Annotated in this window: 12 protein-coding genes; 8 read left to right on the forward strand and 4 right to left on the reverse strand. The window is 59.9% G+C overall.

Annotation, left to right across the window (positions count from 1 at the left end; genetic code table 11):
* Positions 1–270 (reverse strand): PepSY domain-containing protein, encoded by a 270-nt coding sequence (locus AB1J88_RS07780; RefSeq protein ID WP_007961867.1) that lies wholly within the window; start codon positions 268–270, stop codon positions 1–3.
* Between the two features lie 152 nt (positions 271–422).
* Here AB1J88_RS07780 and AB1J88_RS07785 point away from each other — a divergent pair, with 152 nt between their 5' ends.
* Positions 423–1,424, forward strand: coding sequence for a FecR family protein (locus tag AB1J88_RS07785; protein ID WP_430290684.1), 1,002 nt, complete (start codon positions 423–425; stop codon positions 1,422–1,424).
* A gap of 89 nt (positions 1,425–1,513) precedes the next feature.
* Here AB1J88_RS07785 and AB1J88_RS07790 read toward each other — a convergent pair whose 3' ends face one another.
* Positions 1,514–3,859, reverse strand: a complete 2,346-nt coding sequence (locus tag AB1J88_RS07790; protein WP_430290685.1) for an acylase — start codon at positions 3,857–3,859, stop codon at positions 1,514–1,516.
* A 288-nt stretch (positions 3,860–4,147) separates the two neighbouring features.
* Between AB1J88_RS07790 and AB1J88_RS07795 the strand changes: the two genes are divergently transcribed.
* Entirely contained in the window at positions 4,148–4,525 is a 378-nt protein-coding gene (locus AB1J88_RS07795; protein ID WP_047294218.1) for a fe2+ zn2+ uptake regulation protein, read from the forward strand.
* A gap of 18 nt (positions 4,526–4,543) precedes the next feature.
* On the opposite strand, the gene AB1J88_RS07800 is transcribed toward AB1J88_RS07795, so the two are convergent.
* Positions 4,544–4,732 carry a hypothetical protein gene (locus tag AB1J88_RS07800; protein WP_041067099.1) on the reverse strand — a complete coding sequence of 63 codons (189 nt, stop codon included), beginning with the start codon at positions 4,730–4,732 and terminating at the stop codon, positions 4,544–4,546.
* A gap of 157 nt (positions 4,733–4,889) precedes the next feature.
* On the opposite strand from AB1J88_RS07800, the gene AB1J88_RS07805 reads away from it, so the two are divergent.
* The 6 genes from AB1J88_RS07805 (at position 4,890) to AB1J88_RS07830 (ending at position 12,337) form a co-directional block, all read left to right on the forward strand.
* A complete protein-coding gene (locus AB1J88_RS07805; protein WP_177327908.1) occupies positions 4,890–5,027 on the forward strand; it encodes a hypothetical protein in 138 nt (45 codons plus the stop codon).
* 248 nt (positions 5,028–5,275) lie between these two features.
* Positions 5,276–6,541 carry an MFS transporter gene (locus AB1J88_RS07810; RefSeq protein WP_430290686.1) on the forward strand — a complete coding sequence of 422 codons (1,266 nt, stop codon included), beginning with the start codon at positions 5,276–5,278 and terminating at the stop codon, positions 6,539–6,541.
* A complete protein-coding gene (locus AB1J88_RS07815) occupies positions 6,541–7,671 on the forward strand; it encodes an acyl-protein synthase (RefSeq protein ID WP_430290687.1) in 1,131 nt (376 codons plus the stop codon). The genes AB1J88_RS07810 and AB1J88_RS07815 overlap by 1 nt, the downstream gene beginning before the upstream one ends.
* A 1-nt stretch (position 7,672) precedes the next feature.
* Positions 7,673–10,075, forward strand: coding sequence for an acyl-CoA reductase (locus AB1J88_RS07820; protein ID WP_430290688.1), 2,403 nt, complete (start codon positions 7,673–7,675; stop codon positions 10,073–10,075).
* Between the two features lie 49 nt (positions 10,076–10,124).
* A complete protein-coding gene (locus tag AB1J88_RS07825) occupies positions 10,125–11,414 on the forward strand; it encodes a phenylacetate--CoA ligase family protein (RefSeq protein ID WP_430290689.1) in 1,290 nt (429 codons plus the stop codon).
* On the forward strand, positions 11,414–12,337 hold the full coding sequence (locus AB1J88_RS07830) for a GNAT family N-acetyltransferase (protein WP_430290690.1): 924 nt from the start codon (positions 11,414–11,416) through the stop codon (positions 12,335–12,337). Before AB1J88_RS07825 ends, AB1J88_RS07830 begins: the two co-directional genes overlap by 1 nt.
* A gap of 45 nt (positions 12,338–12,382) precedes the next feature.
* Here AB1J88_RS07830 and AB1J88_RS07835 read toward each other — a convergent pair whose 3' ends face one another.
* Positions 12,383–12,910, reverse strand: coding sequence for a hypothetical protein (locus tag AB1J88_RS07835; RefSeq protein ID WP_041067079.1), 528 nt, complete (start codon positions 12,908–12,910; stop codon positions 12,383–12,385).
* Positions 12,911–13,233: the final 323 nt, after the last annotated feature.

The following is a 13,233-nucleotide window of genomic DNA, read 5'->3' on the forward strand; positions in this document are numbered from 1 at the left end:
TCAGTCTTTCTGGTCGCGCAATACATTGCCCGAGGCACCATCGATACGGAATTCATACACCGAACCATCGGCCTTGCGTCCCTCACCTTTCCAGTAGCCGTCATTGTCGGCCTCGATTTCATAGACTTCGACGTAACCGGCCTTGGTTTTCACGATCTCGATAGCCTTTTCGATGGTGACCCAGCCCGCACCGGGACGGTCAGCCATGGCAGCACCGGCACTGAACAAGGCGGCAGTGGCGATTGCAGCGGCCAAGGTTTTTTTGATCATTTTTTCACTCCATTTGTGGATGATGTTCGTCTAACGTCCTGTTTTTGGGCGCCACACGGAAAAATAAGTTCCACTTTGATGGGCAATTGCCATGACGGATGTTCTCGGCACCCGACCCGCAAGGTTAGAATGCAGCAAATCAGGACGAGTCAATGACCCAAGAATCCCTCTCGGAAGCCGAATACGATGCAATCACCGATGCCGCCGCGCACTGGTGCATGCGTCTGCACGCCGTAGACTGCTCCACCGAGGAGCGTCTGGCTTTCGAGCAATGGCGTGATGCGCATCCGCTGCATGCGTTCGAATATGACGCCATGCTGGAAATCTGGGACGTTGCCGAGCACTTGCCCCGTCCGCAGGCACTGCCGAATGTACCGCTGAATAAAGCGGTTCCCGCCTGGCGTCGCTATGCAATTGCGGCGAGCGTGTGCGCACTGGCCTTGCCACTGGCGGCGTACAGTGGCTGGAATCTGGGCTGGTTGCCCAACAGCTATCAGCACTTCGAAGCCACCGACAATGTCCGTCAAGTTACCTTGAACGATGGCAGTCAAGTCGAACTCAACCTCAACACCGAGCTGACTTTCACCAATTACAAGGACGAACGCCGAGTCACCCTGAAAAAAGGCGAGGCGTTTTTCGAAGTCAGTCATGACCTCTCCCACCCGTTCGTGGTCAGGGCCGGCGAAGGCAAGATCCGCGTGACCGGCACCCGCTTCAATGTCTGGCTCTACGAAGATCAGGTGCGGGTCAATCTGATCGAAGGCTCAGTGCTGGTAACCAGCAACGCCGCACTGCCCGGCGACGGTCTGCGCCTTGGGCCCGCCATGCAGGCGCAGTACCGGCATGGCGATTACATGCCACAGATCAGTCAGACCTACGCCAACGACAACGCTCTGGCCTGGCGCAGTGGCAAACTGGTGCTCGACAACCTGGCACTGAATGAGGCCTTGCCGCTGATCAATCGCTATCTGAGCAAACCGTTGAAACTGGCTGACGCCAGTACCGGCGCCATCCGTGTCGGCGGTGTCTACAACGTCAAAGAACTCGGCGGGCTCGTCAACACTCTGCCCAAAGTGTTGCCGGTCTACCTGACCCGTAATACCGAGGGTGATCCGGTAATCAATTCGATGCCGCGGCAGCCGCCGAAAACCTGAAACCCGACACCACCTGCCAGGGTGAACTCTGCGCAATAAAAAGCCGCTGTCCCCATTCAGGGGGCAGCGGCTTTTTCGTTCAGGCTGACTTACTGCGCAACCACCTCTGCGTTCTTGCCCGCGACTTCGCGAACGGTCTGCAATTGATACTGCGGGTCGGCAGCGATCTGCTGTTCAGTGAATGGCAAGACGCTCCACTGTTTTTTCGAAAACGCCTCGGTCTGATCCCGGGAATATTTCGACTCGGGGTCGCTCGACAGCGAGAACGCCAGCAGCCCCTGAGCATGCGGACCGTTGTCGTCAAAGCTCACCACTTGCAGATAACTGGTACCGCTGATCACTTCGAGTTTGCCGTCTTCACGCGGCACGCTCTGGATCGCGTTGTAGATTCCCAGCGTCCCGGGCCCGCCGTGGATCGCAGTTTGTCGAGCGCCGCTGCTCACCACTTGAATATCGCCCCAGCGGGTTTCAGGTTTGAGCCCCATTTTCTGCGCGGTGGCAGCCGACGCCAGCAGCGCTTCACGCAGGGCCTTGCTCACGGTCGGTTGCTCGATCGCCAACCCGCGTGGCGTATGTTGCGGGTCTTTTGGATCGAACGGCACCCGCCAGACATCCGGCGACGCTTGCAACGCCTGCATGATGTTCTGGAAGTGCACCAGACCGATGCCCGAATTCAGATTCGCCCGGCCATCCCAGCCCTTGAGGCTGACGCAAACCGGCTTCAACGCAGCCGCGTCTGCCCCCAGATCCGCAGCGCAGAACTTCAACAGGTCGGGCAGCACCTGGGTTGCCAGATAGACGTTGTCGTCCATCACCATCTGCTGCAGATCCTTGACCGCCAGCGGCCCCTTTTTGCCCAGCGCACTCAGACGCTCCAGCGCAAATCGTGATCGCAGCCCCAGTGGTTGGCCGTCCTGACTGATCAGTGGCGAGAACCCGGTCAGCGGTTGTGCCGGGTTGGCCAGCCACGCGGAATCGTTGGAGTGCTGAACGAAGTCCTTGCGCAACAGTTGCGGCAGCTGGCTGGCGGCATAGATGCCCTTCTGCGCCGCTTGCGGATCGGTATCCCAGGCGCAAGCGCTGTTGGAACCGTCGAGCACAATCATCTGCAAGCCGATGCGTGGGTCGCTGCACTTGGCCAGTTTGTCGGCGCTGACGTTCGGCACCACCGACAGGTTCATGTACAGCGTTTGCCCCTTGTCATCCACGGCCAGCGTGTTGACCCACGGGATGCCCTGGATCTTGTGCACCGAATCCTGCAGGGCTTTGAGGCTTGATGCCTGGTTCATCGCGTACCACTGCGTCAGCACGCGATCATTGTCCAGATTGGCGTCGCGCAGGCTGTAAGCGTACTGATGATCCCAGTCGAGTTTGCCCGGCCACTGTACGATCGGGCCGAACTGCGAGCTGTAGACATCGCGCGAAACCGGCACCACTTGGCCATCCGCCTGCTTGACCTGCACGGTAACGGTCTGCTTGTTCAGCGGCAACGATTTACCGTCGAGCAGGTAGCGGGTCGGGTCTTTCGGGTCGAGTTGCAGGCGATACAAAGTGAAGTGTTTGGATGAATCGACCGTGTGGGTCCAGGCCAGATGCTGGTTGAAACCGATGTTGATCATCGGCAGCCCCGGCAAGGCGGCGCCCATGACGTCGAGTTTGCCGGGGATGGTCAGGTGCATCTGGTAAAAGCGCATGCCGCCGACCCACGGAAAATGCGGGTTGGCCAGCAACATGCCGCGTCCGTTGAATGAGCGTTCACTGCCGACCGCCACGGCGTTGCTGCCGCGATCCAGTGCGAAGCGCTGCAGGCGCGCGTCCGCCAGCTGATAGGCCTGCGCCTTGCTGTCGAACTGCGCCGTGGCCTGCGGCGGGGTCGCGCCCGCCAGGGCTTCGGCGAACTGCCCGACACCGCCCTCGACCAACAAGCGCCGAGTGAGCTTCACCAGATCTTCGGCAGCGATATCGCGCACCCACTCGCCCTGACACTGTTGCGGCAGACCTTGCTCGCGGCGTTCGGCCAAATAGCGGTTGTAGCCGGCGGCATAACCTTCCACCAGATCGTGCACCTGCGCCGGTTGCGCGTCCCAGAAGGCTTTCACCGCTTCGGGGGTGTTGAGCCAAGTGAAGAACAGGTCGCTGACGCGATTCTCGCGTTGTTCGACAGTGAACTGCTCCGGCCCGAAATAGCGCGAGCGCTGACCGTTGACCGTGACAATCTCGTTGGCCAGCAAGCACAGGTTGTCCTGCGCGTAGGCGTAACCGATGCCGAAACCCAGCCCGCGCTCGTTCTCGGCGCGGATGTGCGGTACGCCAAACGCGGTGCGGCGGATATCGGCACTGGCTGGCGTGGCGGGACTGAATGCATGGGCCGACAGACTGAGCCCGAGAAACGCGCTGGCGAGGGCCAGCCCGGTTAACTGCCTGGAAATAATCACACTCGCTCCTGATCGATAGGACACGGTTCGACGCGTGCTTTGCGCAAGGTCCGAACTCGGTCTGAAGTTGACGCCTGCGCCTGGGCGCAAGGTGGCTGTTCAGAAAACGAATGCAGCAAAAAAATATTTAGCCCGTTTGCCCAAGGGACAAACCGCCGATGACGGGAAAACAACGAATAACCGACAAAATTTCTACATATTTCCTTTCATGATTTGTCGTGCTGAAACGTCTTGTTTACTGAGAGCAGCCAAAACGTTTCCTGAACAGGCTCTGCAAAGGAGTAACCCATGTACAACTCGCAACTACCAACGGACGGTAGCCAGGCGTCACAAGGAGCTTCCATGAGTCCCCGCGCGAGCAGTTTCGCACCCAGCCCGGAACGCCAGGGCAATGAGCGCATTCGCCTGCTGCTCAAAAGCTTCGGTCTGCGTACCAGCCTGATTCGCCTGAAGGTCATCGACGCGCTGTTGGTCGCCGCGCAAAACGATCGACGCCTGGGCGTGCGCGGTGTGCACAGCCAATTGCTGGACCTGGATATTCCGTTGTCCTTTCTCAGCGTGCGCGAAGTGTTGAAGCGTCTGTGTGCCGAAGGTGTGGTCACCTTCAACCCGGACAAGAGTTACAGCCTGCATCCACAGGCTGCTGCCGTGCTCAATCACGATTGAAGCGTCCCGCGATCGCCGTCAGGGTTTGACCTTGCGGCGCATCACCCCGTTGATCACCACCACGACCACCGCCACACCGATGGCGATGTACTGGAACGTCTTCTCGCTGATCATCCCGGCATTTTGCAGCCACGACAGGCCGAGCATGATCGCCAGCACCGACAGCGCGATCAGTATCGAATATTTCAAACGTTGCTTCTGGGTCATTGCGGGTTCCTGAACCTTTCAAATGTATCCGGTTTGTATCCGGTTGCATGCCATGCACATACCGTGTTGCGGGGATGGGCTTTGATAAACGCGGTCTCATGTTACAGCCGATGAAGAGTTTTGGCTTCATGACGGCGTAACCATGAGGATTTTTGAAATGTTCCGTCGAATCACCTGGCTGATTCCCGTCCTTGCCGTACTGACCTTGAGCGGCTGCATCATTTTCCCCCACGGCGGCTGGCATGACGACCACCATCGGTACCAGGAAGGTCCCGGTTATTACCAACATCGATAGGCGATGACTCCCCGGATAAACGTTAAAAACTGTGTTCCCGGAACGACCGCGCCTGCTGAATAGCAGGCGTTTTCTGTCTCTAATGTGACCTGCGCGTGTAAGACGCTGATCAAGCTTTTGTAGGACTCTTCGAGCTGCAACGATTTGCGCATTTTTGATATTTCTGGACACACCTGCCGGGTGTAAATCCCCCTCCTCACCGCCCTACCCTCTGCGCTCCTGATGCCCAACCACGAGCACACCCGCGCATGCAACGAACACTTATCGATATCAGCCCCGGACAGGCCCTCGGCTTCTGTCTGGCCGTCTCCCTGTTTGAACTGCTGACCTACATGGCCAGCGACCTGATCATGCCGGCAATGCTGGCCGTTACCCTGGAATTCGAAGCAGACGCGCAGCATGTTCCCTACGCATTCAATCTGTACCTGATCGGTGGTGTCTGCCTGCAATGGCTGATGGGGCCACTCTCCGACCGTTTTGGCCGGCGGCGGCTGCTGTTGAGCGGGTGCCTGTTGTTCGGCGTGGCCTGTGCCGCGACCTTTGGCTCCAGCAGCATTGAGGCGTTCAACCTGCTGCGGCTGATGCAGGGGATGGGCCTGGGCTTCGTCGTGGCCGTCAGTTATCCGGCCCTGCAGGAAGTTTTCCGTGAAGCGGATGCCGTGCGCCTGATGGCGTTGTTGGGCAATGTGGCATTGCTGTCGCCGCTGCTCGGGCCATTGCTTGGCAGCCTGCTGCTCGAATGGCTGAGCTGGCGGACGCTGTTTCTCGGCCTGGGCCTGGCGGCGGCTGTTGCCTGGCTGGGGCTGTATGTCTGCATGCCCGAGACAATCGGCGTCATGCGCAACGACGGCCAACAACAGGCACCCGTTGAGTTCAATTTACGGCAGATTGGGCAGCGCTATCTGACGCTGCTCGGCAACCGCCACTTCCTGTACGCCAGCCTCGCACTGGGCTTGATGAGCCTGCCCCTGATTGCCTGGATCGGGCTGTCGCCGCTGCTGCTGATGCAGTTGCTGGGCCTGTCCTCGCGCGAATACGGGCTGTGGCAAGTCCCGATCTTCGGCGCCGTGATTGTCGGCAATCTGATCCTTGATCGTTTGCTCGCCAGCCACTCGTTGACCCGGGTCATTCGCATTGCACGATGGCCACTGTGCCTGGGCCTGACCGCATTGATTGGCACCGCCCTGTCCAGCGCAGCGCTGCCGCTGTTGATTGCCAGCCTGTCGTTGTATGCCATTGGCTTGGGCATGAGCAATGCGGCGCTGTACCGGTTGGCACTTTTCGCCAGCGATGACAGCAAGGGCCTGGTTTCCGCGACCATCGGCATGCTCTCGATTGTCGTAATGGGCACGGGCGGTTCGCTGATAGCCGCTGTTGGCGGTGCCGACAGTCTCGAGGGTTTCGCCCTGTGCGCGGCACTCGCTGGTTTGCTGTGCCTGCCGCTGATCCAGCGCTTTGTGCACTTGTCAAAGCAACCCGACCTTGCACCGGCTACACCTGAGGAGGCCCGCTAATGCACCTTTTCCCTCACAGTGACGCACTCTGCGCATCCCCGGCCGCCTACTGTGCGGACTCGTTGGCGCCCGGTCTGTTTGATCGGGCCATGCTCGAAATCACGGGGTTTCACATCGCACACACCCCAGGTTATGAACATTGGCTAAACGCCAATGGCATTGCAGCCAAAGACCTCGAAACCCTGGAGGACTGGTCGCAGCTGCCACCGATTTTCGCCAATTTCTTCAAACAGCATTTGCTGCTCAGCTCCACGGGCGAGGACGCGCTGGAACTGACGTCCTCCGGCACCAGCGGGCAAAAAAGCCGCATGCGTTATGACGCGCGCAGCCTGGGTGCGGCGCAGTACATGGTCGAGCGGATCTTCGCGCAGTACGGCTGGATTACACCGCATACGCCCTGCAATTACCTGTTGCTGAGCTACGAACCCCAGGCGCGAATCACCTTGGGCACATCGTTCACCGATCAGTTTCTGTGTGGCTTTGCCCCCGTCAATCGGGTGGTGTATGCGCTACGGGCCGACGGTGACGGTCATCGGTTCGATCTGTTCGGCGTGATCACGGCCCTGCAAGCGTTTGCTGAAGAAGGTTTGCCGGTGCGCATCTTCGGTTTCCCGGCTTTTCTATGGGAAACCCTGCAACGCATGCGCGCCACCGGCGCGACGGATCTGCAACTGCCGGCCGGGTCGCTGGCGTTCTTTGGAGGCGGCTGGAAAACCCGTGCCGCCGAAGAAGTCCCCAAGCAACAGTTGTACGCACGGATCCAGCAGCAATTGGGCATGGATGCCAAAGACTGTCGCGATGGCTACGGCGCCGTCGAGCACGCGGTGCCTTACATCGAGTGTGCCCACCACCATTTTCATGTGCCGGTCTATTCGAAAGTGTACGTACGCAGCCCCGTGGACTTTTCGGTCCTGCTCTATGGGCAGTGCGGTCTGCTCAGTCTGGTCTCGCCTTACATCTCGTCAAGTCCCGCCCACGCGGTGGTCATGAGCGACCTCGCCACGCTGTATCCCGCTGCAAGTTGCGGTTGTGGTCTGGCGAGCGACTGGTTCCAGTTGCATGGCCGCGCCGGCACGACGGCCGCGAGGAGCTGCGCCATGGCCGCTTCCGAATTCCTGGGGAAACACTGATATGTACTTGATCAACGGAAAACTGCGCTGCGACTGCGATCTCGACAGTGCGCTGCAACAACTTTACCCGCAACTGCCAAATCGGCTGCAGACTCCCCTTGAGACCTCCACTTTACTGACCGCTGCGCGGGCGTTCGCCGAACGCCTGCAGCATCAAGCTCTGGAGCTGTCACTCGACACCAGCCAGCGCCAGGCCCTGATCGACTTTTGCCAGCCTGCGACGCTGCAGGCCAAGCTTGATCATGAGCTGGGCCTGCGACCCGATTCCCTGCGCCGCATCGACTATCGGCAGTCGCGTTTCGAGCGCTGGAGTCCTCTGGGACTGGTGGTTCACATCACGCCGGCCAACGCGCCGCTGTTGGCATTCTGTGCAGTCCTGGAAGGTCTTTTGAGCGGCAACGTCAACTGGCTGCGGCCCAGCAGCAGCGACGGCGGACTCACTGCGCGCCTGCTCCAGAAGTTGCTGGAATGTGACCCGAGCGGACAACTCGATGGATACGTCGCGGTGTTGCCGACAACGACTGGACAAATCGGTCAGCTGTGCAGACACGCCAACGGTGTCTCCGCCTGGGGCGGCGAAACCGCGCTGCAAGCCATCCGCCTGCAGATCCCGCCAGGCTGTCGCTGGATCGACTGGGGTCACCGCATCAGCTTCGCTTACCTGACCCCGGATGCGGCATCACCCGCCGTCCTCGATGCCATTGCCGATGAAGTCTGCCGCCTCGATCAGCAAGCCTGCTCCAGCCCGCAATGGTTGCTGGTGGACAGCGACGATGCGAGCGTATTGAACGATATCGGGGCGCAACTGGCTGCCGCGTTCGAGCGTCGCACCGGGCACTGGCCGGCGCTTATCCCGACGCTCGAAGAAGCCTCACAAATCACCACCAGTGCGGCGATGGCGCGATTGGCGCAGAGTTTTGCCGAGCAAACCGGCCGGGTCTGGAGTACGCCGCACTGGCGGGTGATCTGGAGCCATGACCGTCAGCTCGAACCTTCTGCGCTGTTTCGCAGCCTGCTGCTCAAACCCCTGCCCCGCGAACTGCTCGGCGCTACGTTGTCGCCGTGGCGCAACGTACTGCAGAGCTGTGCCTTGCTGTGTCCTGAGGCGCAAATCGCCGAACTGGCGCAGACGCTGATCGCCGCCGGTGTGACCCGCATCGCCCCGATTGAAGCCATCCACGACGGCTACGACGGCGAACCCCATGACGGTGTTTACGCCCTGCAGCGCCTGAGCCGTCGCGTCTCGGTCAGCCTGCCGCCTGACGCGCTGGCGGGGTGTGCCACGCTTGACCGCCAGCCTCCTGCGCCAGGGCTATCAGGGGTTTCGATCATGGACAAGGCGACATTTGCAAGTCAGCCACCGAATGCCAAGGCACAACTGTACTTTCGGTCCGGCGGCAGCAGCGGTACGCCCACACTTTCCGCTTTCAGTTACCACGATTTCCAGCTTCAGATGCGTGCCACCGCCGACGGCCTGCTCGCGGCCGGCCTCGATCCGGCGCAAGACAACGTCATGAACCTGTTCTTCAGCGGCGGGCTGTACGGTGGGTTTTCAAGTTTTGCCAAGGCGCTGGAACAACTGGAGGCCCGACACTGGCCGATGGGCGCTCCAGCGGATGACGATTACCGGGAGATCGCGCAACTGATCGTGCAACAACGGATCACGGTGCTGATCGGCATGCCCAGCACCGTGCACCGGTTGTTTCTCAATGAACAGCAGACGCTGCAGCGCTATGGCGCCATCGACAAGGTTTTTCTCGGCGGCGAGCATGTGAGCGCGCCCACCCGCGAGTTGTTGCAAAGCTGCGGAGTCAGGCTGATCCGGTCGGCGATTTACGGCAGTGTCGATGCCGGTCCGCTCGGCCATGCCTGCCAGGCCACGGCAGACGGTGTGTTCCACCTGATGAGCGACATTCAGCACCTGGAAATCGTCCATTTCGATCAGGACGCGCCGGTCGATCACGGTGAGTCGGGGCGTCTGCTGGTGACCTCCCGGGCGCGTCAGGGCCAGTCCGTGCAGCGCTATGACATCGGTGACAGCGGACGCTGGCTATCCGGCCCATGTCCCTGCGGTCTGACCTCACCGCGCTTCGAGCTGCTGCAACGGCACGGCAAATTGCTGCGCATCGGCACTGACTTCATCTCGCTGACAACGCTGGAGCAGCACCTGCAAGCACCGTTTCAACTGATCCTTGACCACGGCCCTGACGGCCGGGAACGCATGCGACTACGCAGTCCTCTGGAGCCGGCTCAGGCCCATCTTCAGTTGCAGGGCTATCAGACGCTGAACACGCTGGTGCAGACCGGACTGCTCACCGTGGACGTCGAGCAATGCGCCGTTGCGCAATTTGTCCGCAACAGACACAGCGGCAAGACACCCTCAGTGATTGATTCACGCCGCTGAAGACGGGCGCCTGCTGGCGCCCCACCGCTCCTTTGCATATGAAACCACCATGAACACCACCACAGATTTGAATGCCTTGCTCGATTTTGCCCGCCAACATTCGCCTTATTACCTTGAACACTTCAAGGACGTTGCAGGTCCCCTCAGCAGCTTGAACGAGTTGCCCCTGGTCGATCCCGGGCAGTACTGGCACGGCAGCCAGCCCCTGCAGCAGTGGTCGCCGTTGACCGGCCCGACCGCGGATGCGCTGGTCTTCCAGACCGGGGGGACCACCGGATCAGGCAAACTGTCGCTGTTCACCCGCGGCGAATGGCAAACCCTGACGCGCGATTTCGGCGTCCACCTCACGGCACAACTGAACCCCGGCGACCGAGTCGCCAATCTGTTTTTCGTCGGTGACCTGTATGCCAGCTTCATCTTTGTCCACGATGCCCTTGCACATGTCGAGACGCCCGTCAGCGAGTTTCCGTTCACCGGGGCCGTTGATAGCGCCGTACTGGCCAAATCGATCATGGCGAACCGGATCAACGTGCTGGCTGGCGTGCCGGCGCAACTGTTGAAATTTGCCGCCTGGCTCGAGCGTCGGTCGCAAATTCTGGAGGGCGTCGAAACCCTGCTCTACGGCGGCGAGAGCCTGTTCGGCGCACAACTGCAAATGCTGCGTCGGGTGCTTCCGAACGCGCGTATTGCCTCCATCGGTTACGCCAGCGTCGATGCCGGACTGATCGGCGTCAGCACCCGCGATTGCGCCCTGGGCGAACACCGGATGCTTGAGCACCACAGCGTGCTGGAGATCATCGATGAGGTGAGCGGCGCAGTCATCGAAGAATGCGACCGTAACGGCAAACTGGTCATGACCAATCTGACCCGTCGCCTGATGCCCGTCATCCGCTATCCCGTCGGCGATCTGGCGTGCTGGCGTGAACCGCCCGGCACGCCCATGCGCAAATTCGCGCTGATGGGACGCAGTATGAGCAGCCAGCGAGTGCGGGTGGGCGTTTTGAGTCTGGACATGCGTGACACTGGCGACCTGGTGCAAAGCCTCGGGAAAAGCGCCGACTGGCAATTGATCATCGAGCAGCAGGGAAAAAAAGACCTGCTGAGTCTCAGATGGGTACCCGACAGGCACATGACTGATATCGCCCAGGCCAGCGCAAACCTGCGCAGCACGCTGATCGAGCAATATCCGTTGATCGAGAAGCTGCACGGCGAGCAATTGCTCGATCTGCATGTGATCGCCTGCGCCAGCGATGAACTGACGTGTCACCCACGTTCCGGCAAGCAACAGCGGGTTGTGGACCGGCGCGACTATCAGACTCCGTGCGAGCAGCAAGCTTGATGGCCAAGACCATCCTGCGGCGTTATCGCATCACCGACGCACCGGCAGTCAATGGCCTGTTCGAAGCCATTTACAGCACTCGTTATCCTCAACCGCATGTGTATCTGCCGTGCATGATCAATCAGAATCACAGTGACGGACGCTGGCACTCGCTGGTGGCGGAGGTGAACGGGCAGATTCGCGGGCATGCCACCCTGTTTCGCCGGTCTGGCAGATCCTCACTGGCAGAACTGGCACTGACGGTGGTACATCCGGATGCCCGCGGGCAGAACATCGCCACACGGTTGGGCCGGCAATTGCTGATTCATGCCCAGGCCCTGGATTGCCGGGGCGTCACCATCAAGCAGGTCACGCACCATCCGTACACTCAGCGTATGGCCGCCAGTCTCGGTTTTCACAGCTGCGGTCTGTTGCCGGATTACGCCTCTTCGCCCTTCGATGGACAGGGCCGAGAGACGATCGTTGTCGGCCACTACGACATCGAGGGTTTTCGACGCCCACTGCCCGCGCTGGTCTGGCCAACGGATTGCGGCGAATTGATGTCGCATCTGGAGGGGGCGTTTGGTACCACCGACAAAGCCGCGCCCTGGAGAGGCCCGAAGGTCCATGTCGAACACGCCTCGGGGCGCTATGACATCGTGCTCAAGGAACTCGATGACAACCTGCTCAGGCAACTTGAGCGACTGCCGGTGCAATGGCTGGTTTCGCTAAGGCTCAGGCTCGCCCAGGGTTTTCCCGCCGCAATGGGCCAACTTGCCGATATAGGTTTCGCTTTCACCGGGATCGTCCCCGATGAGCGTAGCGAAGGCTGGCTGGCGCTGTTTCATCGCGGCTACCAGCCGTCAACGCTGACATTGCACTGCCCGCACATGCAACGCTTGCAGGATCAGGCCCGCCACGCTGGGGAAATGTACCGAGGCTAAAAAAACGGCCCGCCCACAAAAAAATGGGCGGGCCGTTTTCAAGATTCAGGCCTTGGCTTTGACGCCTTGATCCACCGGTTTCGGCGCGTTGCCTTCACCGTAGGTTTTCAGGTTCTGCAGCACGTAGATCGCCTTTTTGAATTCGGGGATCAGGTTCTTGCCGTAAGCGTTGCCATTGAGGCCATTGCTCTGGATCGCGTCGAGCTGGGTGGCGAAATATTCCAGTGCGTTGAATTTGGCATCGACGTCTTTGGTCACGCCGAACCGGTCAAACTTGTCGCCGGCATTGAGCAAGGTGAACGAGGTGATCTCGGAGATCAGCCCGCGGCTGCGCAGGAAAACGCTCAGATTGCCCAGTTGTTTGACCGAAGTGTTCGACGGGTCGAAGCCCTTGATGTTCTTGCGCAGGCCCTGCTTGTCCATTTCCGCGGTGTTCAGCGCGTTCGGATCGTTGCCGACCATGGTCAGCATCTGCTGCACCTTGACGCTCTGATTCACCTGCTTTTTCGCGCCCGTATTGCGAACCAGCACCCCTGCCTTGCTTTCCCAACCACCGACAATGCCGATCGTCATGAGAAGACTCCCTGTGAAATAACCATGAAATGTCCTTGGTGACACTTTGAATGACGCGAAGTATCTACCGGCCAACTAGTGGCACCAACCCTTTTAGTGCAGTCGCTTACAATTTCTGTACATTCTCGATACAAATCACCGCAAGCTCACTATCACTGGACTTCATGGCAGTTTGACGATGGCTGGCGATGCTTTTTCCGCACCGGTTAAACAGGCGGTCAATTCATTTGTATCAGGGTCGATACGCCCCTTCTGTCAGCCAGAAACTTTCTTGCACGTAAGTACCTAAAGCTTCCCCGCTCGCCGACGATACGCTGGTGTGA

The sequence above is a fragment of the Pseudomonas sp. S8 genome, assembly GCF_050473925.1.
Lineage (GTDB): Bacteria > Pseudomonadota > Gammaproteobacteria > Pseudomonadales > Pseudomonadaceae > Aquipseudomonas > Aquipseudomonas parakoreensis.